Raw genomic sequence first — 24,315 nt, forward strand, 5'->3', positions numbered from 1 at the left:
GGGCACCGGGTCGACGGCGTGTGGTCGACGAACGCGCGTGCGCGCGTAGGCTCGCGACCATGCGCTACCGATACCTCGGCAACTCCGGGCTCAAGATCTCCGAGATCACCTACGGCAACTGGCTCACCCACGGCTCCCAGGTCGAGAACGACGTCGCGACGGCGTGCGTGCACGCAGCCCTCGACGCCGGTATCTCGACGTTCGACACCGCAGACGTCTACGCGAACACGAAGGCCGAGCAGGTCCTCGGCGACGCGCTCAAGGGACAGCGGCGCGAGTCGCTCGAGATCTTCACGAAGGTCTACTGGCCCACCGGTCCCGGCGGTCCCAACGACACGGGCCTGTCGCGCAAGCACGTCATGGAGTCGATCAACGGCTCGCTGCAGCGCCTCGGCACCGAGTACGTCGACCTCTACCAGGCGCACCGGTACGACACGGAGACGCCGCTCGAGGAGACGATGCAGGCGTTCGCCGACATCGTCCGGCAGGGCAAGGCGCTGTACATCGGCGTCTCCGAGTGGACCGCCGACCAGATCCGCGCCGGCGCCGCGCTCGCGAAGGAGCTGGGCTTCCAGCTCATCTCCTCCCAGCCGCAGTACTCGATGCTGTGGCGCGTCATCGAGGACGAGGTCGTGCCGACCTCGCGCGAGCTGGGGCTGTCCCAGATCGTCTGGTCCCCGATGGCCCAGGGCGTGCTGTCCGGAAAGTACCTGCCCGGCCAGGCGGCACCCGCCGGTTCGCGCGCGGCCGACGAGAAGGCGGGCCGCGGCGGGATCTCGCAGTTCATGACCGACGACGTCCTCACGCGTGTGCAGAACCTCAAGCCCGTCGCGGAGGAGCTGGGGCTCACCATGCCGCAGCTCGCGGTCGCCTGGGTCCTCCAGAACGACAACGTGGCGGCGGCGCTCGTGGGCGCGTCCCGACCCGAGCAGGTCGCCGAGAACGTCCAGGCGTCGGGCGTCACGATCCCGGCCGAGCTCCTGGCGCGCATCGACGACGTCCTCGGAGACTCCGTGGAGCGCGACCCGGGCAAGACCGCCGAGAACGCGCCGCATACGCGCGTCGCCTGATCCCGGCACCGCGTGCGTGACGACGGCCCCCGCGGTGGTCCGCCGGGGCCGTCGCCGTCTCCTCACCGACCGGGCGCGGGCATGCCTCCCGCGTCCGGCCGGGGGCCTGTGGCCGCGGCGACCGGCTCCCGAGACTCCGTCCCGACGTGCGCCCGACGACGTACCCGGGCGCGGGCGGGGCGCGGGTCCGCGAGCCCTCGCGGGGCGAACCAGCGCGCGGTGAGCTGGACGATCGGCCCGACCCCGAGCGCGTAGGCGATCGTCGCCCATCCCAGCGTGCCGCCGAGCGCCCAGCCCACCGACACGACGACGACCTCGATGAGCGTGCGCACGAGGCGCACCGACCACCCGGTGCGCGCGACGAGGCCGGTCATGAGCCCGTCGCGCGGGCCGGGCCCGAGGCGCACCCCGAGATACGCCGAGGTCGCGAGCCCGTTGAGCACGATCCCGCCGACGGCCAGCACGACGCTCGCGGCGACGCCGGGGTCGGGAACGAGGCGCGTCACGAGCGCGATCGCGGGATCGATGGTCAGCGTGATGACGACGACGTTCGCGACCGTGCCGACACCGGGGCGCTGCCGCAGCGGGATCCACGCGAGCAGCGCCAGCACGCTGAGCGAGCCGACGACGACGCCGAACGGCAGCCCGGTGCGGAGCACGACCCCCTGGTGCAGGACGTCCCACGGCATCCCGCCCTGGCCCGCGTGGAGGAGCATCGCCATGGAGAGCGCGTAGGCGAGCAGGCCGAGGAGGAGCTGGACGGCACGACGGGTGGGGCTCATGCGAGCCATCCTGACGACCAAGTGGCATCGACATCCATAGCCAATCGCGAGAGAGTGGCCCCATGAGCCTCGCCCCGCTCGGGTCCGTCGACGTCCACCGCCACCTCTCCCCCGCCGCCGCGGCGCGGTTGCTGGGGCATTGGCACGCGGGCGGCCCCGCGTACACGGCGCTGGCCGACGCGCTCCGCGCCGCCGTCCTCGCCGGCACGCTCGCGCCGCACACGCGGCTCCCGTCCGAGCGCGACCTCGCCGTCGCGCTCGGCGTCTCGCGCACGACCACCGCGGCCGCGTACGGGCGGCTGCGCGAGCTGGGCTTCGCGCGCTCGCGCACGGGGTCGGGGACCGTCGTCGTGCTCCCCCGCGCGACGCGGCCCCGGACCGCGCCCCGCGCCCGCGGGGGCGACGCGCCGCCCGCACCGGCCCCGCACGCACCGATCGACCTCGCCGACCTCTCCCAGGCGACGTCCGCCGCCCCGAGCGGGCTGCACGGCGCGTACTCGCGCGCGCTCGAACGCCTCCCCGAGTACCTGTCCGGGGGCGGGTACGAGCCGTACGGCGTCGGCGTGCTGCGCGAGGCGATCGCCGACCACCACACCCGACGCGGCACGCCGACGACCCCCGACGAGGTCCTCGTCACGACCGGTGCCCAGCACGCGATCACCACGCTCGCGGGCACGCTCCTCGGCGGCGGCGACCGCGCCGTCGTGCAGTCCCCCACCTACTACCACGCGATGGAGGCGCTGCGGCGCGCCGGGGCGCGGCTCGTGCCCGTCCCCGTGGGGCGCGGCGACCGGACGACGCACCCGGGTCGCGACCGGGACGTACCAGGGTTCGACGTGGACCTCTTCGGCTCGACGCTGCGCCAGGTCTCACCACGGCTGGTGTACCTCGTGCCGGACTTCCACAACCCGACCGCCTACACGCTCACGGTCGAGGAGCGGGCCGGGGTGCGCGACGCCGCGGCGCGCCACCGCGTGACCGTCGTCGGGGACGAGACCCTCACGGACCTCGACCTCGACGGCGCCCCGGACGCCGTCGGCCCCGTCGCCGAGCCGCTCGCCGGCGACGGGACGTCGCCGTACGTCGTCACCGTGGGGTCGGCGTCCAAGTCGTTCTGGGGCGGGCTGCGCGTCGGCTGGGTCCGCGCGCACCCCGACCTCGTCGCACGACTCGCGCGCACGCGGCAGTCCGCCGACATCGCGACCGCGGTGCTCGAGCAGCTCGCCGTCGTCGAGCTGCTCGACGACGCGAGCAGCGTGCTCGCCGAGCGCCGCCGGACGCTGCGCGCGCAGCGCGACCTGCTGTGCCGGCTCCTCGCCGCGGCGCTCCCCGACTGGCACGTGCACGTCCCCGAGGGCGGGCTGTCCCTCTGGGTCGACGTGGGCGCGCCCGTCGCCCAGGCGTTCGCCGCCGCGGCCGCCGCGGAGGGCGTCCTCGTCAACGCCGGCCCGACGTTCACCCCCGACGGCAGCGCCGCGGACCGGCTGCGCCTCACGTTCTCGCGCCCGCCCGAGGAGCTGGAGCGGGCGGTGCCCCGGCTCGCCGCGGCGTGGGCGCGCGTGGCGGGCTGACGACCGCACCGCGCCGCCACCACCGGCGACCCGCCGGGCCGAGGTCGAGCACGCGTGTGCACGCCTGCACCACGACGCCCACCCCGAACGCGTAGGCGAGGGCGCTCGCGTCGGCGGCCCGGCGCGGCGTGCTCGCGGCGCCCGGTCCCGGTCTCACGCCCGACGGCGCCGGCGACGGGCACGTCCGGCTCACCTTCACCGCGGACGAGGAGTCGCTGCGCTCGGCCGCGACGCGCCTGGGCGCGGCGTGGGCGGAGGTGACGCGCGCCTGAGGCGAGGGGTCCTCCGGGACGCGAGCGCACGCCGTCGGGCGCACGGACCCGGTGGTGTCAGCGCGCGCGGAGCTCCACCGGTGCGGTCGCCTGCGCGCCGTCGTGCAGGAGCCGTGCGACGGCGGCGCCCTCGGCGGCCAAGGTGCGCCAGGTCTCGCCGAGCCACTGCTCCGCGTCGTACTGCGTCGTGAACACGGGGCTCACGGGCGACGCGAGGACGTGGCCCTCGGCGTCGTCGAGCTCCCAGACCCACTGCGGCCGGATCATCGTGCCTCCCTCGCCTCGGTGCCCCGCACGTGCTCGCCCGGCTCCGGGTGGCGCGCGAGCGACCGGTTGATGCGCGCCGCCCAGAGCGGGCCCTGGTAGAGGAACCCGGTGTACCCCTGGACGAGGTCGGCGCCCGCGTGCAGGTAGTCACGGGCGTCGTGCGCGGTCGTGATGCCCCCGACGCCGATGATCGCGCGACGCGCGCCGAGGCGCTCGCGCAGGCGCGCGACCACGGCGAGGCCCCGGGCGCGCACGGGCGGGCCGGACAGCCCGCCCGGGCCGCGGTCGTGCCCGATCGTCGTGTTCACGGCGACGACGCCGTCGAGGTCGAGCTCGTCGACGAGGTCGGCGACCGCGTCCACGTCCTCGTCCGCGAGGTCGGGCGCGATCTTGACCAGCAGCGGCACCCGGGCGACGCCCGCGTCCGTGGTCGCGGCGTCGGCCGCCTCGCGCACCGCCACGAGGATCGGGCGCAGCGACTCGACCTCCTGGAGGTCGCGCAGGCCCGGGGTGTTGGGCGAGGACACGTTGACGACGAGGTAGTCGGCGTACGGCGCGAGCAGGCCCGCGCTCGTCGCGTAGTCCGCCGCGGCCTCGGCCGCCGGCGTGACCTTCGTCTTGCCGATGTTGGCGCCCACGAGCACGGCGCGCCCCGACCTCGTCGAGCGCAGCGCCGCGAGCCGGCGGGCGGCCGCCGCGGCGCCCTCGTTGTTGAAGCCCATGCGGTTGCGCACGCCCATGACGTCGAGCTCGCGCCACAGCCGCGGCTTCTCGTTGCCCGGCTGCGCGTGCGCGGTGACCGTGCCGATCTCGACGAACGCGAAGCCGAGCATCGTCAGCCCGCGCACGGCGCGCGCGTCCTTGTCGAACCCGCCCGCGAGACCGAAGGGCGCGGGGAAGACCTTGCCCAGGACCTCGACGCTGCCCCGCCCCCCTGCCGCGCGACCCAGGTACGGCGCGAGCGCCCCCTGCACGACGTCACGCAGCACGGGCACGCGGCCGGCGGCGCCGATGAGGTCGAACGCGACGTGGTGCGCGCGCTCCGGGTCCATGCGCCGGAAGACGGTGTCGAAGAGCAGTCCGTAGAGGAGCGGGCGGCGGCGGGTCATGCGGCGTCCTCCGGGGCGTCGGTGTCGGTGCGGGTGCTGGTGGTGCCCGGGGTGGCGCTCGGGGCGGCGACGGCCGATGACGCGGCGCCCGGGCGGGTGTGCCAGAGCCACCACAGGCCGACGAACGGCAGGACGAGCGGCACGTAGCCGTAGCCCTGCCCGAAGCCGGACCAGACGGTCGCGCGGGGGAAGGCCTCGGGGTCGGCGAGCGAGAAGGCGCCGACGGCGAGCACACCGACGAGCTCCACGCCCACCGCGACCCACGCGACGCGGCGCGCGATCTCCCCGCCCCGCGCGAGCGCGATCGTCGCGACGACGTACACGGCCGCCGCGAGCGCCGACAGCGCGTACGCGAGCGGCGCCTCGTGCCAGTCGCGCAGGAGCTGCACGCCGGCGCGCGCCGAGGCCGCGAGCGCGAAGATCCCGTACACGGCGACGAGGACCCGGCCGAAGCCGGTGTTCGTGCGACGGCTCGTGCTCGGGCGCGGAGCGGTGCCGCGCGGCGCGGGCGTCGCCGTCGGGTCCGCCCCGTCCGGGGCGGCGGGTGCGCTCATGGCGAGGACCTCCAGCTCAGGCGTTCCAGATCTGCCACAGGCGCCACTCGAGGAACGCGACGGTGAGCGCGGCGACCGCGAGCACGACGGAGCTCCAGCGCGAGCGCTCGGCGAAGGCCCACAGGGCGGCGACGGGCAGGATGAAGAGGGTGGTCACGAGGTAGCCCCACAGCAGCACGGGGTCGCTCGGCGCGGTCCCGGTGGCGCCGAGCACGCCCACCACGACCGCCTGCACGAGGATCAGTCCCTCGATCACCGCCGCACCCCAGAGCTGGCGCAGGATCACCGCACGGTCGCGCGCGACGAACACGAGCGCCCAGCAGGCGAGCGCGACGCACGCCGCGACCACGAGCAGCAGGAGGGGAAGGACCACGCGGCCGAGCGTACCGGGGGCGGCCCGCGGCCACGGAATCGGTCCACAGGTCCCGCTGACCTCGCGGGGGCAGGGGCGCCGCTCCCGGAGATAGCATCGCGGGGTGGCTGAACTGACCGTCTCCAGCAAGAATCCCGCCGGTGCCAAGGTCGACGCGCTCGTCGTCGGCACCCATACGACGTCCGACGGCGTCGCGATCGTCGGGGGCGACCTGCCCCGTCCGGTCGTCGCCGCCCTCGAGGGCCTCGCACCTGCGCTCGGCATCACGGGCGCGGCGGACGAGGTCCGCAAGGTGCCCGCCGGGCCCGAGCTCAAGGCCGACGTGCTCGTGCTCGTGGGTCTGGGCGCCCGCCGTGCCGACGGCACGTTCAGCGCCGAGTCGCTGCGCCGCGCGTCCGGGGCAGCGCTGCGCGCCCTCGCCGGGACCTCGTCGGTCGCCGTCGCGCTCCCCGTCGAGGACGAGGCCGAGCTCGGCGCCGTCGCCGAGGGTGCGCTGCTCGGCGCGTACGCGTTCGCGCGCTACCGCACGGGCGAGGCGACGGCCGCGAGCCGCCCGCCGGCGACGGTCGAGATCCTCGCTGGGAGCTCGCGCAGCGCCGCCGCCAAGGCGTCCGTCGAGCGGGCCAAGGTCGTCGCGGCCGCCGTCAACGCGACGCGCGACCTCGTCAACGCGGCGCCCAACGACCTCTTCCCCGCCGCGTTCGCCGACGTCGCGAAGCAGGCCGTCAAGGACTCGGGCGCCAAGGGCCTCAAGGTCACGGTGCTCGACGACAAGGCGCTCGCCGCGGGCGGCTACGGCGGCCTGGTCGGCGTGGGCCAGGGCTCGGCCCGGGGCCCGCGCCTCGTCAAGGTCGCCTACGCGCCGTCGCGCCCCGCCGCGAAGGTCGCGCTCGTCGGCAAGGGCATCACGTTCGACTCGGGCGGCATCTCGATCAAGCCCGCCAAGGGCATGGAGGCGATGAAGTCCGACATGGCCGGCGCTGCCGCCGTCCTGCAGACGGTCGTCGCCGCCGCGCGCCTCGGGCTGCCCGTGGCCGTGACGGGCTGGCTGTGCCTCGCGGAGAACATGCCGTCGGGCACCGCCCAGCGCCCGTCGGACGTCATCACGATCCGCGGCGGCAAGACCGTCGAGGTGCTCAACACCGACGCCGAGGGCCGCCTCGTCATGGCCGACGGCCTGGTCGCCGCGGTCGAGGAGAAGCCGGACGTCGTGCTCGACGTCGCGACGCTCACCGGCGCGCAGATGGTCGCGCTCGGCAACCGCGTCTCCGCGGTCATGGGCGCCGACGACGTGCGCGCCGAGGTCGTCGCGTCGGCGGACGCCGCGGGCGAGCAGTTCTGGCCCATGCCGCTGCCGGAGGAGCTCGGTGCGTCGCTGAAGTCGAAGGTCGCGGACCTCGCGAACATCGGCGACCGGTTCGGCGGCATGCTCGTCGCCGGCCTGTTCCTCCAGGAGTTCGTCGGCGAGACGCCGTGGGCCCACCTGGACATCGCCGGCCCGGCGTTCAACGAGGGCTCGGCGCACGGGTACACCCCGGTCGGCGGGACCGGCGTCGCCGTCCGCACCCTGCTCGGCCTCGTCGAGGGCCGCGCGCAGCGCTGAGGCCGGTCGACGAGGGGAGCTCGCGCCGGCGTCAGCGACGACGCTGGCGCGAGTTCCAGTCACGCATGCGCTGCGGGTATCCGGTGAAGCGGACGTTGTAGACGGGTACGCCCAGCGAGCCGGCGACGTCGAACGCCGTCTTCTCGTCCGGGACGCGCCGCCGCGTCCACTCGCCCGTCGTCGCGATGAGCAGGAGCGTCGCCCCCGTGTCCTGCGTGGGCGGCTCGACGTACGCCTCGACCCCGACGCGCGTGCGCACGAAGTCCTGGAGGTGGGCGAGGGTCGCGCGGCGGGCGTCCGACGGCGCGGCGGCGGCACCGCTCGCGGACGGGGTCGTCGCGGGGCGGCGGGAGAACAGGCTGGACAGCTTGGGCAGCCGGGGCACAGCGGCAGGGTACAGCGTGACCCTGGTCATACGGTGGGCCCGCTGTCTGCAGCGTCACAGCCGCGAGGCCCTGGTTTCGATTGGGGAGCCCGTGCCCGAGGTGCCAAGATGGCACCCGGAGAACGTTCACGCACCGTGGGCCAGCGGTTCCCGTCCGGCCCGTCGACGTGCCGTGCACGTCCGCCCTCGCTCTCCCCTCGCTGAAGGAGTCGCACGTGGCCGAACCCGGCACACCATTCGACGTCGTCGTCCTGGGCGGAGGCAGCGCCGGCTACGCCACCGCGCTGCGCGCCGCCCAGCTCGGCCTCTCCGTCGCGCTCGTCGAGTCGGGCAAGCTCGGTGGTACCTGCCTGCACAACGGGTGCATCCCCACCAAGGCCCTGCTCCACGCGGCCGAGCTCGCCGACGGCGCCCGCGAGGGCGCGCGGTTCGGCGTCCGCAGCACGCTCGAGGGCATCGACATGGCCGGCGTCAACGGCTACAAGGACGGCGTCGTCGCGGGCCTCTACAAGGGGCTGCAGGGACTCGTCTCCTCGCGCGGCATCACGTTCGTCGAGGGCCACGGCCGGCTCGTGTCGCAGGACACCGTCGAGGTCGACGGCACCCGGTACACCGGTCGTCACGTCGTGCTCGCGACCGGCTCGTACGCGCGCTCGCTGCCCGGCCTCGAGATCGCGGGCCGCGTCATCACCTCCGACCAGGCGCTGCGTCTCGACCGCGTCCCGAGGTCGGTCGTCGTGCTCGGCGGCGGCGTCATCGGTGTCGAGTTCGCGAGCGTGTGGAAGTCGTTCGGCGCCGAGGTCCAGATCGTCGAGGCGCTGCCCCACCTCGTGCCCAACGAGGACGAGGCGCTGTCGAAGTCGCTCGAGCGCGCGTTCCGCAAGCGCGGCATCCAGTTCTCTCTGGGCGACCGGTTCGCGGGCGTCAAGGAGACCGACTCGGGCGTCACCGTCACGCTCGAGTCCGGCAAGACCTTCGAGGCCGAGCTGCTGCTCGTCGCCGTCGGGCGCGGGCCGCGCACGGCAGACCTCGGGTTCGAGGCGCAGGGCATCACGCTCGACCGCGGGTTCGTGATCGTCGACGAGCGCCTGCACACGGGCGTCGGGAACATCTGGGCCGCGGGCGACATCGTGCCCGGCCTCCAGCTCGCGCACCGCGGGTTCGCGCAGGGCATCTTCCTCGCGGAGCAGATCGCCGGGCTCGACCCGACGCCGATCGTCGAGTCGTCGATCCCGCGCGTCACGTACTGCGAGCCCGAGGTGGCGTCCGTCGGCGTCACGGAGGCGGCAGCGATCGAGACGTGGGGCGCCGACCAGGTCGAGTCCCTCGAGTACAACCTCGCCGGCAACGGCAAGAGCAAGATCCTCGCGACCAGCGGCTTCGTCAAGCTCGTGCGCCGCAAGGACGGGCCCGTCGTCGGCGTGCACATGATCGGCGCACGCGTCGGCGAGCTCGTCGGCGAGGGACAGCTCATCGTGGGCTGGGAGGCGTACCCGGAGGACGTCGCCGCCCTGGTCCACGCCCACCCCACCCAGAACGAGGCACTCGGAGAGGCGCACCTGGCCCTGGCCGGCAAGCCTCTGCACGCCCACAACTGACCCCAACGATCGAAGGAGACCAGGCAGGTCATGTCTGAGAACGTGCAGATGCCGGCCCTCGGCGAGTCCGTCACCGAAGGCACCGTCACCCGTTGGCTCAAGTCGGTCGGCGACACCGTCGCCGTCGACGAGCCGCTGCTCGAGGTCTCGACCGACAAGGTCGACACCGAGATCCCGTCGCCCGTCGCGGGCGTGCTCGAGCAGATCCTCGTCCAGGAGGACGAGACCGTGGAGGTCGGTACCGACCTCGCCGTGATCGGCGACGGTTCCGGCGGCGGCGACGCCGCGCCCGCCCCCGCGGCGGCCGAGGAGCCCACGCCCCAGGCCGCACCGGAGCCCGCGCCAGCGCAGCCCGCCGCGCAGGAGGCCCCCGCCGAGCCCGCCCCCGCCCAGCAGGCCGCTCCCGCGCCGCAGTCCTCCGGCGGCGGTGAGGAGATCAAGCTCCCCGCGCTCGGCGAGTCCGTCACCGAGGGCACCGTGACCCGGTGGCTCAAGTCGGTCGGCGAGACGGTCGAGGTCGACGAGCCGTTGCTCGAGGTCTCGACCGACAAGGTCGACACCGAGGTCCCCTCCCCCGTGGCGGGCACCGTCCAGCAGATCCTCGTCCAGGAGGACGAGACGGTCGAGGTCGGCACCGTGCTGGCGATCGTCGGCTCGGGCGCCGCCCCGGCCGCCGCACCGGCCGAGCCCGCCCAGGAGGCCCCGAAGCAGGAGGCTGCTCCCGCCCCGGCTCCGACCGAGGCGCGCACCCCGGCGAGCGAGGCGGACGTCCCCGCCCAGGCCGCGCAGGAGGAGACGCCGGCTCCGGCCACGAGCGCGCCTGCTCCCGCGGCCGAGAAGCCCGCCGCGCCGTCCGCCCCGGGCGCGACCCCGGCCCCGGCCGCGAAGGCCAGCGGCACGTACCTCACCCCGCTCGTGCGCAAGCTCGCGGCGGACAAGGGCGTCGACCTGTCGTCCCTCACGGGCACGGGCGTCGGTGGCCGCATCCGCAAGGAGGACGTGCTCGAGGCCGCCCGCAAGGCCGAGGAGGCCAAGGCCGCCCCGGCTGCCGCCGCTCCCGCGGCACCCGCAGCAGGTGGCGCCCCGAAGAAGGCCTCCGTCCCGGCGGTCTCGCCGCTGCGCGGCACGACCGAGAAGACGAGCCGCCTGCGCAAGCTCGTGGCGAGCCGCATGGTCGAGGCGCTGACCACCCAGGCCCAGCTCACGACGGCCGTCGAGGTCGACGTGACGCGCGTCGCCGCGCTGCGCAACCGCGCCAAGGCGGACTTCAAGGCGCGCGAGGGTGCCAACCTCACGTTCCTGCCGTTCTTCACGCTCGCCGCCGTCGAGGCGCTCAAGGCCTACCCGAAGATCAACGCGACCTTCGCCGAGGACGAGATCACCTACCACGGCCAGGAGAACGTGGGCATCGCGGTCGACACCGAGCGCGGCCTCGTCGTCCCGGTCATCAAGGACGCGGGCGACCTCAACCTCGCCGGGATCGCGCGCAAGATCTCCGACCTCGGCTCGCGCACGCGCGCCAACAAGGTCGGGCCGGACGAGCTCGCGGGCGGGACGTTCACGATCACCAACACCGGCTCGGGCGGCGCCGTCTTCGACACGCCGATCGTCCCGGTCGGTCAGGTGGCGATCCTCGGCACGGGGACCATCACCAAGCGCGCGGTCGTCGTGACGGACGCGGACGGGAACGACACGATCGGCATCCGCTCGACGTGCTTCATCTTCCTGTCCTACGACCACCGCCTGGTCGACGGTGCGGACGCCGCGCGCTTCCTCACCACGATCAAGAACCGCATCGAGGAGGGCGCGTTCGAGTCCGAGGTCGGCCTCTGACGCTCCGCGCTCCCTGACGCACCGCCGCGAGGCCCCGACCACCACGGTCGGGGCCTCGCGGCGTGATCGGGCCCGGTCCCGCCGTCGAGCGACAGGGAAGTTCCCGGCCACTGGTGCGCAGGGCCGTCGTGGACCCGTAGCGTGGCCTCATGGACATCGTCGTGGCGGGCTCGCACGGATTCATCGGCGGCGAGCTGCTGGAACGGCTGCGCGAGGACGGCCACCACGTGCGCCGGCTCGTGCGGCGCGCCCCGCAGACGTCCGACGAGCACGAGTGGGACCCCGACGCCGGCATCCTGGACCCGGGCGTGATCGAGGGGGCGGACGCCGTCGTGAACCTCGCCGGCGCGGGGATCGGCGACCACCGCTGGACGACGGAGTACAAGCGCACCCTGGTGACGTCCCGGACCCGGACCACCGGCCTCCTCGCCCGGATGATGGCCGGTCTCGACGCGCCGCCGCCCGTCTGGGTCCAGGGCTCCGCGATCGGCTACTACGGCGACCGTGGCGCGCAGGTGCTCACCGAGACGTCGGCGTCGGGCGACGGGTTCCTCGCCCGGCTGGTCCGCGAGTGGGAGGCCGCGACCGCGCCGGCCGAGCAGGCGGGCGTGCGCGTGGTGCACGCCCGGACGGGCATCGTGCTGTCCTCCGAGGGTGGTGCGCTCGGCCGGCTCCTGCCGCTGCTGCGGCTCGGCGTCGGCGGTCGCCTCGGACCCGGCACGCAGTACTGGAGCTGGATCACGCTGCGCGACGAGGTCGACGCGCTGCGCCACCTGCTCACCGCTCCCGTGCACGGGCCGGTCAACCTGTGCTCCCCCCACCCGGCCACGAACGCGGAGATCACCCGGGCGCTCGCCCGCGAGCTCCACCGCCCGGCCGTGGTGGCCGTCCCGTCCGTCGCGCTGCGCGTCGTGCTCGGCGAGCTCGCGTCGGACATCCTCGGCTCGCAGCGCGCCCTCCCGAGCGTGCTCGAGGCGAGCGGGTTCACCTTCTCCGACCCCGTCCTGGCCGACGCCGCCCGGAGGGTCGCGGAGCGCCGCTGACCTCCTGCTCCGACGCCCGTTCCGGCTGCTCCGACGCCCGTTCCGGGCCGAGCGGAGCGCGACGGTGCGGGTCACCGCACCTCGGCGACACGCCACCCGTCGTCGGTCCAGCGGAGCACGAGCACGACGGTCGTGCGCGGGGTCGCGGGCACCTGCAGCTCGCCGTCGCCCGTGCGCTGCCGGTGCGCGCTGACGGAGTAGTCGACCTCGACGACCGCGTCCGCAGGCTCCGTGCCCGTCCCGACCGCCGCGGGTGACCCGCCGTCGGCAGGCCGGGCGTCGAAGACCTCCGCCTGCGCGTCGAGCACGTCCACGCCGACGAGCGCCTCGAGCACCGCGGCGTCGCGCGCCTCCGCCGACGAGCCCGCGACCACCACCGACGATAGGTCCCCCGTGCCCTCGGTGAGCAGCGCGAGCCGGCGCGCCGTGAGCGCACGTGCGGCGCCGCTCGGATCGTCCGGGTCGAGCACCGCCGTCGCGTCGACGTCCGGCTCGACGACGGTCGTGGACGTGCCCGGCGCCTGCTCGCCGCCGTCGGGCTCGGCCGTCCGCGACGGCCCCAGGAGCACCAGCAGAACCACGAGCGTCGCGCACCCCGTGAGGATCGCCAGACTCGTGCCGACGGCGCGGACCGCCCGCCGCCGTCGTGCCCGTGCTCCCCGCCCACGGGACCCCGTCCCGCCACGGACGAGGCCCCCGGGCGCGGCCGGTTCCCCGACGCCGGGCCGCACGGTCCGCCGACCACCGAACGCGCCCGCCACGAGACGCGCGGCGTCGGGCATCACGACCGGCCGCGGCTCCACGGCGTCGTAGCAGCGCGCGGCGAACGTCCCCGCGGCAGGGCGCGCGGACGGTTCGTCGCGCAGCGCGACCGCGAGCTCGGCGTGCAGCGCCGTGAGGTCGCGGGCGTCGTCCGGGTCGCCGGACGCCCGGTAGGACGGATGGCTCGACGCCGGGGGCGGCACGAGGTCGAGCACCAGCCGCGCGAGGTCGCGCACATCGTCCGCGGCCGTCCCGCGTGCGGGCTCCAGCGATGGCCGCAGGACCGCGCGACCGCCGGCCGAGACGACCACCGACGCCGCGTCGAGGCCACCGTGCACGCGCCCGTCCCGGTGGAGGGCGGCGAGGCCCTGCGCGACCGGGACCAGCACCGTGACGGCCTCGGCGGCCCGGAAGGGCTCCCGGGCAGCCGCCAGCTCGTCGAGGCGCAGCCCGTCGACGTGGTCGGTGAGGACCCCGAGCGACGCCTCCCCCGCCTCCACGACGCCGCGCACCGCCACGAGGTGCTCGTGATCCTCGGAGAGGGCACGCAGGTGCTCGACCAGCGCGGCGCGAGCCCCCGGCTCCTCGGGGACCGTCAGCCGCGTGACCTCGCACACGGTGCCCACGGCGTCGGAGGCGACGATCCCCCCGGTCGCGCCGGGCTCCCGCCGCACCGACCACCCCGCGGCGGCGAGCACGGGCACCAGGTCCGCGACGGACTCCACGGGCGGTCGCGCACGGCGCGACGTCGGCAAGGGCATGTCACCATCTCACCGCGTGCAGGCCCCTGAAGCACCGTTGTCCACAGGCCGGATCGCGGGCCGCGCGGACAGGTTCCCGGGGACGGTCAGACGTCGAGCAGGCGGCCCTCGCGGGCGCTGCGGCGGGCGGCATCCAGGATCTCGGCGGTCCTGACGGCGTCGCGCGGGTCGACGGGGACGGGGCCGTCGTCGAGGATCCAGGCGGCGACGGCACGGTAGAAGTCGGCGTGCCCGCCCGGGGCCTGCGCGACGGGCTCGCGCTCGCGACCGCGCGTGACCCAGCCGAGCGTGCCCTCGGGGGCGGCGTCGTCGAAGACCTCGAAGGGCGACGCGTCGTTCTCGAACGTCGTGACGACGTACGCCCCGGCGGTCCCGAGCACGCGCGTGCGGGGCCCGGGGGCGCCGACGACAGAGCCGGCCCAGAGGCGGCTCACGACCGCGTTGCCGTCGGTGTCGGGTTCGTGGTGGAGCACGAGGAACACGTCGTCCTCGGTGGGGGTGGTGTGCGAGCGCAGCTCGGCCCACACGGCGGTGACGCGCCCGAAGAGCTGGGTCGCGGAGTCGACGAGGTGCGGCCCGAGGTCGAGGAGCAGGCCGCCGCCGACGGGGTCGTTCTCCTTCCAGCGCTGCTGCGGCACGGGACGCCACCGCTCCCAACGGCGCTCGAAGGTGTGCACGCGCCCGATCTCGCCGCGCTCTAGCACCGATCGCAGGGTGAGCTGCTCGGGGTCCCAGCGGCGGTTCTGGAAGACGGTGAGGGGCGTGCCCGCTGCCTCGGCCGCATCCACGACGGCGCGGGACGATGCCGCGCCGAGCGCGAGCGGCTTGTCGACGACGACCGGCACGCCGGCCCGAGCGAGCGCGGTGGCGTGGTCGGCGTGCAGGGCCGACGGGCTCGCGACCACGACGACGTCGTAGGCGGCGCGGTCCGCGAGGAGCGCGTCGAGGTCGTCGTGCAGGTGCACGTCGGGCCAGTCCTCGGCCGCGGCGGCACGGCGCTCGGGCGACCGGACGACCACCGCCGTGACCACGTGCCCGGCCTCGCGGACGAGGCGCGCATGGATGCCGCGGCCCGCTCCCCCGTACCCGACGATCCCGACCCTGAGCGTGCGTGCGGCGGTGTCCATGCCGACCAATCTAGCCGTGCCGACGACCGGTACCGGCGGGGTCCCGTGGAGTGGTCCGAGCACCCTCCCGGACCTGGCAGAATGTGCGCGTTGGTCCGGTATGGAGCGCTGCGTACCGTCTCGCGCGGGTCGGGCCGAGAATCGGTTTCGGGAAGGTCGTCCCTTGAGCACCACGAGCCGCCGCGTCCCTCGTCGGAGCGTCCTGCGCTACGTGCTGATCGCCCTGGCGGTCGCCATCGTGGTCGCGAACGTCGTCAACCAGCAGTCGGTCGCCGCCGACGACGAGCCGGACCCCGCCCCGGGCAGTGCGCTCGAGGCGCTGGCGCGGCTCGAGGTGAAGGGCCCCGGCCCGGACACGGGCTACGAGCGGGAGCTCTTCGGTCCCGCGTGGGCGGACGTCGACGGCAACGGGTGCGACACCCGCAACGACATCCTCGCGCGCGACCTGACCGACCTCACGTTCTCGACGCGGGGCGAGGTCTGCGAGGTGCGCACGGGCACGTTCCAGGACCCGTACACCGGCGAGACCATCGACTTCCGTCGTGGCAACGCGACGAGCATGGCCGTCCAGATCGACCACGTGGTCCCGCTGATGGACGCGTGGCGCAAGGGTGCCCGCGCCTGGGACGACGAGACCCGCCGGGAGTTCGCCAACGACCCCCTCAACCTCCTCGCGTCCGACGGACCGGCGAACCAGTCGAAGGGCGCGCGCGACGCGTCGGCATGGCTGCCCCCGAACCACGCGTTCCGCTGCCCGTACGTCGCGCGGCAGATCGCGGTGAAGACCGCCTACGAGCTCTCCGTGACGCCGTCCGAGTCGGAGGCGATGGCACGCGTGCTCGAGGACTGCCCCGCCGAGCCGGTCCCCGCGGGCTGACCGGCGACCCTCCCCGCAGGCCGACCCGGTTCCCCCGGGCCCCGGTCCGTGCGCCCGAGCGCGCTGGGCCACCAGGCGCGACGACCGACGTCGTGCACGAGCGCCGGCACGAGCAACGACCGCACGACGAGCGTGTCCAGCAGGACCCCGAACGCGACGATGAACGCGATCTGCGCGAGGAACAGCAGCGGGATGATGCCGAGCGCGGCGAACGTCGTCGCGAGCACCACGCCCGCCGACGTGATCACCGATCCCGTGACCGCGAGCGCCCGCAGGACCCCGCGCCGCGTCCCGACCCGCAGGCTCTCCTCGCGCACGCGCGTCATGAGGAAGATCGAGTAGTCGACCCCGAGCGCGACGAGGAAGCAGAACGCGTAGAGCGGGACCGCCGGGTCCGCGCCGGGGAAGCCCAGCACGTGGTCGAACACGAGCGCGGCGACGCCGAGCGCGGCGCCGAACGACAGCACGTTGGCGAGCATGAGCAGGACCGGCGCGACGATCGACCGCAGCAGCAGGATCAGGATGAGCAGGATCACGGCGAGGACGACCGGCACGATGACCCGCAGGTCGCGCTGGCCGGCGAGCTGCGTGTCGAGCCGCTCGGCGGCGGCGCCGCCGACCATCGACTCGGGCGAGACGTCGTGCACGGCGTCCCGGAGCGCCGAGACGGTCTCGACGGCCTCCTGGCTGTCCGACGGCGCGTCGGTGGTGACGTCGACGCGCACCTGTCCGTCGACGACCAGCGGGTCGCCCTGAGCGGGCGCGCCCGGGCCGGCGGCAGGCTGGTCGGTCACCGGCGTGGCGGCAGCGACGCCCTCGGTGCCCTCGGCGGCCGCGACGACGGCGTCGAGGTCCTCCTCGGGGGCGATCACGATGGCGGGCTGCGCGGAGACACCCTCGAAGTGCTCGGTGAGCGCCGCCTCCCCCGCGACGGAGTCGACGTCCGCGAGGAACACCTCCGAGTCGCCGGTGCCCTCGGCGTCGAGCGTCGGGACGAACGCCGCGCACGCGGCGAGCACGAGCGCCGTGACGACCCACACGCGCCGGTCGTGCCGGCCGACGAAGCTCGCCACGCGCGACCAGACGCCGTGACCCTCGACGCGCACCGCGTCGTCGCTCTCGACGTCCGCGGGCTGCGCGTCCGCGACTCCTCCGTCGTGCTGCGCGTGCGCGCCCTCGTACCGGGGCATGCGCGGCCAGAACAGGCCGCGCGACCGCTGGCCCGCGACGAGCAGGAGCGCCGGGAGGAGCGTGAGGGCCGCGACGAACGCCGCGGCGATGCCGATCGCCGCGACCGGGCCGAGGCTGCGGTTGGACGACAGGTCGGACAGGAGCAGGCACAGCAGGCCCGCGATCACCGTCCCGGCGCTCGCCGCGATGGGCTCGACGGATGCGCGCACGGCGCGCCGCAGCGCGGTCGTGGTCGAGCGGACGAGGCGCAGCTCCTCCCGGTACCGCGCGACGACGAGCAACGAGTAGTCGACCGCGGCGCCGACGACGAGGATCGAGAGGATGCCCTGGGACTGCCCGTTGAGCGTGAGGACGTCGGCCGCGGCGAGGTGGTAGACGACGAGGCCCGCGAGCGTCAGTGCGAGCACGGCCGTGAGGATGACGAGGAACGGCAGGATCGGCGACCGGTAGACGATCGCGAGGATGACGAGCACGGCTCCGAGCGCGACGAGCAGGAGGACGGTGTCGATCCCGCCGAACGCGGTGACGAGGTCGGCGACGAACCCGGCCGGGCCCGTGACCCACACGTCGAGCGAGGTACCCGCGAGCCCGCCCTCGGACGCGTCCGCGGCGGCGAGGTCGCGCAGCGCGCCGACGGCGAGCTCGCTCACGCTGTCCTCGTCGGCGCCGATCCGGTCGGACGCGACGGAGGCGTCGAGCGAGACGACGACGAGCGCCGCCTCGCCGTCCTCGGAGGGCACGACCACGGGGTCGGCGACGGAGACGTCGCCGACGGTCGCCGGCTCGTCTCCGGAGGTCCCGTCGAGGGACGCCTCGGGGATCTCCTGGGCGTAGGCGTCGAGCGCGGCGAGGTCCTCGGGGGTCAGGGCGCTCCCGTCGCCCGTCGTGGCGACGACCAGCGCGGGGAGGGTCTCGGAGTCGGTGAACTCCTGCGCGACCTCGGCCGCTCGCGTGGACTCCGCGCTCGCGGGGAGGAACGCGGCGGCGTCGTTCGTCTGCACGCTGCTCAGGCGGCCCTGCGCCTGCCCTCCCAGCGCGCCGATGGCCATCCACAGACCGATGACTGCGACAATGATCAGCCCGCGGACGAATCCGCCCGTCCGATTGCTCAGCATGCTGAGGAATGGTGCCATGGCGGAGGGAGGAATGCACGTTGGAGCACGCGTCGAGCAACGGCAGCACCGGGCGGTACGCCGGCCCGGACGTCGGCGACCCCACACCCACCGACCCTCAGGAGTGGGCCACGGGGCGGCTGCTGTTCGCCGTCGCCCGGCGGATCGAGCGCGAGTGGAACGCCCACCTCGGGCAGTGGGACCTCAACCATGCGGGCTTTCCCGTCCTCATGCACCTGCTCGCCGGACCCCGCTCTCAGCGCGTCCTCGCCGAGGAGTCGGGCGTGACCGAGCAGACCATGAGCCGGGTCGTGGCCCGGCTCGAGCGCTCCGGATACGTGACCCGCACCGACGACCCCGCCGACCGCCGCCGTCGCGCCGTCGCGATCACCGCGTCCGGGCGCGAGGTCGGCCTGGCCGCCGCCCGCCGTCGTCCTGCGGAGGAGCTCGCGACCCGCGGACTCGACGACGCGCAGGTCGCGGCCCTGCGGGACGCCCTCCTCGCCCTGCTCGAGACCCTGCCCCGCACTCCCCACGACGAGGGCTAACCTGAGCCGATGGACCTGCTCGCGCTGCCCGGGATCACGGAGTACCACGAGGCCTGGGACCTCCAGCGCGCGGTGCACGACGACGTCGTCACGACCACCCGGCCGGACACCCTGATCCTCGTCGAGCACCCCTCCGTCTACACCGCCGGCCGCCGCACGCGCCGTGACGAGCGGCCCGACGACGGCACGCCCGTCGTGGACGTGGACCGCGGCGGGAAGATCACCTGGCACGGCCCGGGCCAGCAGGTCGTCTACCCCATCGTGCGGCTCGCCGAGCCGGTCGACGTCGTCGCGTACGTGCGCGCGCTCGAGGAGGCCGTCATGGGCGTCTGCGCACGGCTCGGCCTCGCGACGATGCGCGTCGAGGGGCGCAGCGGGGTCTGGGTCGCGGCCGACGCGACGCGCCGCGAGCGCAAGGTCTGCGCGATCGGCGTGCGCGTCGCGAAGGGCGTGACGATGCACGGGCTCGCCCTCAACTGCGTCCCCGACCTCTCCCGCTTCGACCGGATCGTTCCCTGCGGCATCGAGGACGCCGACGTGACGTCGCTCACCGCCGAGCTCGAGCGCGAGGTCACGCTCGCCGAGGTCGCGCCGCTGCTCGTCGCCGCGCTGGAGGCCGCGCTCGCGCCGCTGCTCGCCGCGACCGCGTCCGACGACGCGCACCGCGAAGCCCCGCAGGACGCGCTCGCGGGCTAGGCTGGGCACTCCAGGGAATCCTCGCGCGCCGGAGTACGGGTGGGTCGGCGCGCGGTAGGACGTACCCCCGAGGACCTGGACCGCATGACCACCACTCCCGCGCGCCCGACGTCGCGCGCCCGCACCACCCCACCCCTGCCTGCACCACCCCGCCCGGACGCGCCCGCGCGCACCGGCTACGCCCGCCTGCCCCAGCTCGCGGGCCGCGCGTTCCTCCCCGTGGCGTTCCTCGCCCGGCTCCCGTTCTCGATGCTCACCATCGGGACCCTGCTCCTCGTGTCGGCGACGACCGGGTCCGTCGCGCTCGGCGGGCTCGCCTCGGCGGCGACCGCGCTGGGCACGGCGCTCGGCGGCCCGACCCAGGGCGCGCTCGCCGACCGCGTCGGTCAGCGCCGGGTCCTGCTCGTCGCCGTCCCCGTCGCGACGCTCGCCGTGCTCGGTCTCGTGCTCTTCGCTGCGGCGCCCGGGGCGACGGCCGCCGTCCTCGCCGCGGCGGCGGTGACGGGAGCGAGCGCACCGCAGGTCGGCCCGCTCGCGCGCGTGCGCTGGCTCCGGCTCGCCGCCGACGAGCCGCGCACCGTGGAGGCCGCGATGAGCTACGAGAGCACCGCCGACGAGGTGAGCTTCGTGCTCGGCCCCGCGCTCGTCGGGATCCTCGCGTCGGCCGGCTCGCCGCAGGTCGCGGTCCTCGTCGCCGCGGGCGGCATCGCCGTCTTCGGCACCGCGTTCGCCCTCCACCCGACGGCGCGCGCGACCCTTCACGCCTCCTCGTCCGACGCGGGCACGGGCACGGGCACGAGCAAGGCCACGACGAGCGCGGCAACCGGCGCCGTGGGGACGGTCGAGCTCGTGCGACGCGAGGCCGTCGTGCTCGTCGGGATGCTCGCGATGGGCCTCCTGTTCGGCGGGACGCAGGCCGCGCTCACCGCGCTCACCCGCGACGCGGGCGTCCCCGGGAGCGCGGGCCTCGTCTACGCCGTGATGGGCGTGGGCTCCGCCATCACCGCGCTGTCGGTCGTCGCGCTCCCCCGCCGGTGGGGTCTGCGCAGCCGGTGGATCACGTTCGCCGCCGGGCTCGTGGCCGGCACGCTCGCACTGCTCCTCGCCGCCGCGAGCAGCTCGCTGACGGCCGTCGTCGTCGCGGTCGCCGCGACGGGCCTGTTCGTCGGGCCCGTCATGGTGACGGTGTTCACCGTCGCGGGCGACCGCGCGCCCGCCGGGCGGACGGCGTCGGCCATGACGCTCGTGGCGAGCGCCAACGTCGTGGGCGTCGCGATCGGTGCGTCCGGGGGTGGCGCGCTCGCCGACGGGATCTCGACCACGGCCGCGTTCGTCCTGCCCGTGGTCGCGGCCGTCCTGCTCGTCGTGACCGGGGTGTCGCTGACGTCACGTCCACAGGGTGAGCGACGCGCGGGAGACGACGAGCGCGAGCGCGTAGTCTGACCGGAGTCCGGCGTCGTACCAGGGCACGCGCACCCGAACGGTGCGCCGCCCACCTGCCTGCTCGGCGCGACGTCGGCGCTCACTCGCCACGACGACCGGGAGACACCCGTGACGATCGCACCTGAAGGACGGCGCATGCTGCGGGTCGAGGCCCGCAACGCCGCGACGCCGATCGAGAAGAAGCCCGAGTGGATCAAGACCCGCGCGACGATGGGTCCTGAGTACTCCGAGCTCAAGGGCCTCGTGAAGCGCGAGGGCCTGCACACGGTCTGCGAGGAGGCGGGCTGTCCCAACATCTTCGAGTGCTGGGAGGACCGGGAGGCCACGTTCCTCATCGGCGGCGACCAGTGCACGCGGCGCTGCGACTTCTGCCAGATCGACACGGGCAAGCCGGCCGACTTCGACGCGGACGAGCCGCGCCGCGTCGCGGAGTCCGTCCAGGCGATGGGCCTGCGCTACTCGACGATCACGGGCGTCGCGCGCGACGACCTGCCCGACGGCGGCGCCTGGCTCTACGCGGAGACCGTCCGCCAGATCCACCAGCTCAACCCGGGCACCGGCGTCGAGCTGCTCATCCCCGACTTCAACGCGATCCCCGAGCTGCTCGACGAGGTGAACGACTCGCGGCCCGAGGTGCTCGCGCACAACCTCGAGACCGTGCCGCGCATCTTCAAGCAGATCCGCCCCGGCTTCCGCTACGAGCGCTCGCTGTCCGTGCTCACGCGGGCGCGCGAGGCGGGCCTGGTGACCAAGTCGAACATCATCCTCGGCATGGGCGAGACGATCGACGAGGCCAAGGACGCACTCCAGGACCTGCACGACGCCGGCTGCGACCTCGTGACGATCACGCAGTACCTGCGCCCCTCCCTGCGCCACCACCCGGTGGATCGGTGGGTCAAGCCCGAGGAGTTCGTCGAGCTGTCGGACGCGGCAGAGGAGATCGGCTTCCTCGGTGTCATGTCGGGCCCGCTCGTGCGGTCGTCGTACCGTGCGGGACGCCTGTGGGGCCAGGCCATGACGCGCCGCGGCATGGAGATCCCCGCGGCGCTCGCGCACCTCGCCGAGCCGACGACGTCCCGCCAGGAGGCCGCGAGCCTGCTGGCCCGCGCACCCCACTAGACTGACCGCCATGGCCCGCAAGAACTCGGACAGCACCGGCGCGCCCGCCGCCGGCGAGCAGGTCGCGAAGCAGAAGAAGCCCAAGAAGCAGCGCTGGTACCACCAGGTGTGGGCCGCGTACCAGATGACGCGCAAGCAGGACCCCGCGGTCACGTGGGTCATGCTCGGCGTGTTCGTCGGCATCCTCGCCGTCGCGCTGGGGATCGGCCTGTGGTGGGGCCAGTGGGTCTACACCCTCATCGTCGGCATCCCGTTCGCGGCGCTGGGCGCGATGTTCGTCCTCACGCGTCGTGCCGAGCGCGCCGCCTACCAGCAGATCGAGGGCCAGCCCGGCGCCGCCCGTGCCGCGCTCGGGACGATCCGCCGCGGCTGGACGTTCGACGAGGAGCCCGTCGCGATCGACCCCCGCACGCAGGACCTCGTGTTCCGCGGCGTCGGCCGGGCCGGTGTCGTGCTCGTGAGCGAGGGTCCGGCGCACCGCGCGAAGCGTCAGCTCGACGCCGAGCGCAAGCGCGTCGCGCGCGTGCTGCCGAACGTGCCGATCACGACGATCCAGGTCGGCGACGAGGAGGGCCAGGTCGCGCTCCCCAAGCTCCCGCGCGCCGTCCAGAAGCTCAAGCCGTCGCTCACCAAGCCGGAGACGGCCGAGGTGTCCAAGCGTCTGCGCGCCCTCGGGGTCTCGCGCCTGCCGATCCCCAAGGGCATCGACCCGACGCGCGCCCGCCCCGACCGCAAGGGCCTCAAGGGTCGCTGACGGACCTCCTCCTGCACGACGACGCCCGGCCGGGCGAGGCTTGCTCCTCACCGGCCGGGCGTCGTCGTCGGTGGGCGGCCCTCCGCCTCCTGTGACGCCCGCGTCGTGCCCCGCACGCCCCGTCAGAGCCAGGAACGCCAGTCAGCGCCGCCACCGACGCGATCCGCGACGGCATCGAGGCGTCGGGCGAAGATCTCCTAGCGCCGCTCGGCGCCGAACCGCTCGTGCAGACCGGTGACGAAGACGCGGGCATCGTCCGCCCGGCCGTGGCTCAGGTACCAGCCGACGACCCGCTCGTACTGCGCCAGCGCGCGGCCGGAGAGCTCGTCCACCACCGCGTCGGCGGTCGTCCGCCCGTCGAGCGCGTCGAGGAGCCCCGCGAGGTCGCGCGCTGCGGCGGCACCGACGGCGTCGGCCTCGGCGCCTGCCGCGACGTCGTAGTGCGCCGGGGCGTCGGGCAGCACGTCGTGCGGGCGCCACCGCAGGTGGCAGGACGGCTCGTCGGGTTCCGTGCGGACGGGGGCACCGAGGACCTCGTCGAGTGCCGGGACATAGACGGAGCCGTTCAGGTAGAAGCGTGCGATCGCCGGCCCGTTGCGCGTGCTGCGCTGCACCTGGACCACTTGCACGGTCTCGCCGGCGGACCTGCGGAACGTCGAGCCGGCACGGCGGAAGCCGCGCTCGGCGAGGACGGGGACGAGGTGCTCGCGCACCAGGCGCGTGACGGCGGCGGCAGGCATGGCCCGAGGCTAGGGCGACGCACCCACACGCTCGCCGTGGGGATCGAGCGTCAGGTGCGGACGAGGACCGTGCCCGCCGCACGGTCGTGGAGCCCGCGCCCGTCGGCGTCCCACACGACGGCGGGGATGACGAGGCACAGCAGCACGGTGCGCAGCGCACCGCGGCCGATGCCGACCATGCGCGCCGGATCGGCGAGTCGACGGACCCGCATGCCCATCACCCGATGCCCGACCGTGAAGCCCAGCGTGCTCACCAGCAGGACGTTCTCGATCGCGAAGACCAGCGGCTGCGACCAGACCGGCAGCGCCGAGATGCCCTCGAAGAACCCGGGCGCGGCGGGCCGGAAGAAGAGGAACGCGACGAGCGTCGCGAGCACCCAGTCGATGACGAGCGCCACGACGCGCCGCCCCAGGGTCGCGAGCGAGCCCGGTCCGTCCGGCGGGAGACCGAGCCGCGCGCCCCGACCGTCCTGCTGACCGCCCGGGGTGCCCTCGAGCCACGAACCCATGTCCTCGCGTGAAACCACGGGACCAGGGTACGTGCCGGTCGGTGGACGACCTCGACGGTTCGGGCGCGCACGGCGGTATCGTGCCGAACGGCACACCGCCCGCCGGCGGCTGCCGCGTGCCCTCGTGTAGCACGAACGTCACACGGGGACGCGGGACGTAACACGACCGAAACAATGGGTACACGGCGGGGAAACCGCCTCGGCCTAGGTTCGTGG

At 74.8% G+C, this 24,315-nt stretch carries 24 protein-coding genes; 13 read left to right on the forward strand and 11 right to left on the reverse strand.

From position 1 onward, the window contains the following. Positions 1-59 precede the first annotated feature (59 nt). Positions 60-1,070 (forward strand): aldo/keto reductase family protein, encoded by a 1,011-nt coding sequence (locus tag NF338_RS19635; RefSeq protein WP_264032301.1) that lies wholly within the window; start codon positions 60-62, stop codon positions 1,068-1,070. A gap of 62 nt (positions 1,071-1,132) precedes the next feature. Here NF338_RS19635 and NF338_RS19640 read toward each other — a convergent pair whose 3' ends face one another. Then, complete coding sequence (locus NF338_RS19640; RefSeq protein ID WP_264032302.1) at positions 1,133-1,852, reverse strand: YczE/YyaS/YitT family protein; 720 nt, start codon at positions 1,850-1,852, stop codon at positions 1,133-1,135. 62 nt (positions 1,853-1,914) lie between these two features. On the opposite strand from NF338_RS19640, the gene NF338_RS19645 reads away from it, so the two are divergent. Both NF338_RS19645 and NF338_RS19650 read left to right on the forward strand, forming a co-directional pair. Then, positions 1,915-3,423, forward strand: a complete 1,509-nt coding sequence (locus NF338_RS19645) for a PLP-dependent aminotransferase family protein (protein WP_264032303.1) — start codon at positions 1,915-1,917, stop codon at positions 3,421-3,423. Positions 3,424-3,551: 128 nt separating this feature from the next. Then, a complete protein-coding gene (locus tag NF338_RS19650; RefSeq protein WP_264032304.1) occupies positions 3,552-3,695 on the forward strand; it encodes a hypothetical protein in 144 nt (47 codons plus the stop codon). A gap of 57 nt (positions 3,696-3,752) precedes the next feature. Here the strand turns inward: NF338_RS19650 and NF338_RS19655 are convergent, their stop codons facing one another. Genes NF338_RS19655 through NF338_RS19670 form a run of 4 tightly spaced genes read right to left on the reverse strand, consistent with a single transcriptional unit; the run spans position 3,753 to position 5,998 of the window. Further along, positions 3,753-3,962: a hypothetical protein gene (locus NF338_RS19655; RefSeq protein ID WP_264032305.1), complete on the reverse strand. Its 210-nt coding sequence runs from the start codon at positions 3,960-3,962 to the stop codon at positions 3,753-3,755. After that, entirely contained in the window at positions 3,959-5,071 is a 1,113-nt protein-coding gene (locus tag NF338_RS19660; RefSeq protein WP_264032306.1) for a quinone-dependent dihydroorotate dehydrogenase, read from the reverse strand. Before NF338_RS19660 ends, NF338_RS19655 begins: the two co-directional genes overlap by 4 nt. Next, on the reverse strand, positions 5,068-5,625 hold the full coding sequence (locus tag NF338_RS19665; RefSeq protein WP_264032307.1) for a hypothetical protein: 558 nt from the start codon (positions 5,623-5,625) through the stop codon (positions 5,068-5,070). Before NF338_RS19665 ends, NF338_RS19660 begins: the two co-directional genes overlap by 4 nt. A gap of 16 nt (positions 5,626-5,641) precedes the next feature. Continuing rightward, positions 5,642-5,998, reverse strand: coding sequence for a hypothetical protein (locus tag NF338_RS19670; RefSeq protein ID WP_264032308.1), 357 nt, complete (start codon positions 5,996-5,998; stop codon positions 5,642-5,644). A 103-nt stretch (positions 5,999-6,101) separates the two neighbouring features. Here NF338_RS19670 and NF338_RS19675 point away from each other — a divergent pair, with 103 nt between their 5' ends. Continuing rightward, entirely contained in the window at positions 6,102-7,601 is a 1,500-nt protein-coding gene (locus NF338_RS19675) for a leucyl aminopeptidase (RefSeq protein ID WP_264032309.1), read from the forward strand. A 31-nt stretch (positions 7,602-7,632) separates the two neighbouring features. On the opposite strand, the gene NF338_RS19680 is transcribed toward NF338_RS19675, so the two are convergent. Next, complete coding sequence (locus NF338_RS19680) at positions 7,633-7,986, reverse strand: oxidoreductase (RefSeq protein ID WP_264032310.1); 354 nt, start codon at positions 7,984-7,986, stop codon at positions 7,633-7,635. Between the two features lie 215 nt (positions 7,987-8,201). On the opposite strand from NF338_RS19680, the gene lpdA reads away from it, so the two are divergent. From lpdA to NF338_RS19695, 3 genes are all read left to right on the forward strand, one after another. Beyond that, entirely contained in the window at positions 8,202-9,584 is a 1,383-nt protein-coding gene (gene lpdA, locus NF338_RS19685) for a dihydrolipoyl dehydrogenase (RefSeq protein ID WP_087473017.1), read from the forward strand. Positions 9,585-9,614: 30 nt separating this feature from the next. Further along, a complete protein-coding gene (gene sucB, locus NF338_RS19690; protein ID WP_264032311.1) occupies positions 9,615-11,417 on the forward strand; it encodes a 2-oxoglutarate dehydrogenase, E2 component, dihydrolipoamide succinyltransferase in 1,803 nt (600 codons plus the stop codon). Positions 11,418-11,566: 149 nt separating this feature from the next. After that, positions 11,567-12,460 (forward strand): TIGR01777 family oxidoreductase, encoded by an 894-nt coding sequence (locus NF338_RS19695; protein WP_264032312.1) that lies wholly within the window; start codon positions 11,567-11,569, stop codon positions 12,458-12,460. A gap of 71 nt (positions 12,461-12,531) precedes the next feature. On the opposite strand, the gene NF338_RS19700 is transcribed toward NF338_RS19695, so the two are convergent. Next, complete coding sequence (locus NF338_RS19700; RefSeq protein WP_264032313.1) at positions 12,532-13,983, reverse strand: hypothetical protein; 1,452 nt, start codon at positions 13,981-13,983, stop codon at positions 12,532-12,534. A gap of 86 nt (positions 13,984-14,069) precedes the next feature. Continuing rightward, complete coding sequence (locus tag NF338_RS19705; RefSeq protein WP_264032314.1) at positions 14,070-15,110, reverse strand: Gfo/Idh/MocA family protein; 1,041 nt, start codon at positions 15,108-15,110, stop codon at positions 14,070-14,072. Between the two features lie 163 nt (positions 15,111-15,273). Between NF338_RS19705 and NF338_RS19710 the strand changes: the two genes are divergently transcribed. Beyond that, entirely contained in the window at positions 15,274-15,987 is a 714-nt protein-coding gene (locus NF338_RS19710) for an HNH endonuclease family protein (RefSeq protein ID WP_264032315.1), read from the forward strand. On the opposite strand, the gene NF338_RS19715 is transcribed toward NF338_RS19710, so the two are convergent. Further along, positions 15,900-18,293 (reverse strand): MMPL family transporter, encoded by a 2,394-nt coding sequence (locus tag NF338_RS19715; RefSeq protein ID WP_264032316.1) that lies wholly within the window; start codon positions 18,291-18,293, stop codon positions 15,900-15,902. The genes NF338_RS19710 and NF338_RS19715 overlap by 88 nt on opposite strands. A 38-nt stretch (positions 18,294-18,331) precedes the next feature. On the opposite strand from NF338_RS19715, the gene NF338_RS19720 reads away from it, so the two are divergent. From NF338_RS19720 to NF338_RS19740, 5 genes are all read left to right on the forward strand, one after another. After that, the gene (locus NF338_RS19720) at positions 18,332-18,838 is read left to right on the forward strand and encodes a MarR family winged helix-turn-helix transcriptional regulator (RefSeq protein WP_264032317.1); all 507 of its coding nucleotides are present in this window, start codon (positions 18,332-18,334) and stop codon (positions 18,836-18,838) included. A gap of 9 nt (positions 18,839-18,847) precedes the next feature. Further along, positions 18,848-19,534, forward strand: a complete 687-nt coding sequence (gene lipB / locus NF338_RS19725; RefSeq protein WP_264032318.1) for a lipoyl(octanoyl) transferase LipB — start codon at positions 18,848-18,850, stop codon at positions 19,532-19,534. A gap of 84 nt (positions 19,535-19,618) precedes the next feature. After that, positions 19,619-20,977 (forward strand): MFS transporter, encoded by a 1,359-nt coding sequence (locus NF338_RS19730; protein WP_264032319.1) that lies wholly within the window; start codon positions 19,619-19,621, stop codon positions 20,975-20,977. A gap of 108 nt (positions 20,978-21,085) precedes the next feature. Then, positions 21,086-22,096, forward strand: coding sequence for a lipoyl synthase (gene lipA / locus NF338_RS19735; protein ID WP_264032320.1), 1,011 nt, complete (start codon positions 21,086-21,088; stop codon positions 22,094-22,096). Positions 22,097-22,106: 10 nt separating this feature from the next. After that, on the forward strand, positions 22,107-22,850 hold the full coding sequence (locus NF338_RS19740; protein WP_047233940.1) for a DUF4191 domain-containing protein: 744 nt from the start codon (positions 22,107-22,109) through the stop codon (positions 22,848-22,850). Positions 22,851-23,047: 197 nt separating this feature from the next. Here NF338_RS19740 and NF338_RS19745 read toward each other — a convergent pair whose 3' ends face one another. Next, a complete protein-coding gene (locus NF338_RS19745; protein ID WP_264032321.1) occupies positions 23,048-23,590 on the reverse strand; it encodes a DUF4304 domain-containing protein in 543 nt (180 codons plus the stop codon). Positions 23,591-23,640: 50 nt separating this feature from the next. Next, entirely contained in the window at positions 23,641-24,117 is a 477-nt protein-coding gene (locus NF338_RS19750; RefSeq protein WP_264032322.1) for an RDD family protein, read from the reverse strand. Between the last annotated feature and the right edge of the window lie 198 nt (positions 24,118-24,315).

The organism is Cellulosimicrobium sp. SH8, from assembly GCF_025818875.1.
Classification (GTDB): domain Bacteria; phylum Actinomycetota; class Actinomycetes; order Actinomycetales; family Cellulomonadaceae; genus Cellulosimicrobium; species Cellulosimicrobium cellulans_D.

Bases quoted from the DNA above. Each gene is read 5' to 3' on its own strand.
- NF338_RS19635 (WP_264032301.1), top strand. From the start codon at position 60: ATGCGCTACCGATACCTCGGCAACTCCGGGCTCAAGATCTCCGAGATC.
- NF338_RS19640 (WP_264032302.1), bottom strand. From the start codon at position 1,852: ATGAGCCCCACCCGTCGTGCCGTCCAGCTCCTCCTCGGCCTGCTCGCC.
- NF338_RS19645 (WP_264032303.1), top strand. From the start codon at position 1,915: ATGAGCCTCGCCCCGCTCGGGTCCGTCGACGTCCACCGCCACCTCTCC.
- NF338_RS19655 (WP_264032305.1), bottom strand. From the start codon at position 3,962: ATGATCCGGCCGCAGTGGGTCTGGGAGCTCGACGACGCCGAGGGCCAC.
- NF338_RS19660 (WP_264032306.1), bottom strand. From the start codon at position 5,071: ATGACCCGCCGCCGCCCGCTCCTCTACGGACTGCTCTTCGACACCGTC.
- NF338_RS19665 (WP_264032307.1), bottom strand. From the start codon at position 5,625: ATGAGCGCACCCGCCGCCCCGGACGGGGCGGACCCGACGGCGACGCCC.
- sucB (WP_264032311.1), top strand. From the start codon at position 9,615: ATGTCTGAGAACGTGCAGATGCCGGCCCTCGGCGAGTCCGTCACCGAA.
- NF338_RS19695 (WP_264032312.1), top strand. From the start codon at position 11,567: ATGGACATCGTCGTGGCGGGCTCGCACGGATTCATCGGCGGCGAGCTG.
- NF338_RS19700 (WP_264032313.1), bottom strand. From the start codon at position 13,983: ATGCCCTTGCCGACGTCGCGCCGTGCGCGACCGCCCGTGGAGTCCGTC.
- NF338_RS19705 (WP_264032314.1), bottom strand. From the start codon at position 15,110: ATGGACACCGCCGCACGCACGCTCAGGGTCGGGATCGTCGGGTACGGG.
- NF338_RS19715 (WP_264032316.1), bottom strand. From the start codon at position 18,293: ATGCTGAGCAATCGGACGGGCGGATTCGTCCGCGGGCTGATCATTGTC.
- lipB (WP_264032318.1), top strand. From the start codon at position 18,848: ATGGACCTGCTCGCGCTGCCCGGGATCACGGAGTACCACGAGGCCTGG.
- NF338_RS19730 (WP_264032319.1), top strand. From the start codon at position 19,619: ATGACCACCACTCCCGCGCGCCCGACGTCGCGCGCCCGCACCACCCCA.
- NF338_RS19740 (WP_047233940.1), top strand. From the start codon at position 22,107: ATGGCCCGCAAGAACTCGGACAGCACCGGCGCGCCCGCCGCCGGCGAG.
- NF338_RS19745 (WP_264032321.1), bottom strand. From the start codon at position 23,590: ATGCCTGCCGCCGCCGTCACGCGCCTGGTGCGCGAGCACCTCGTCCCC.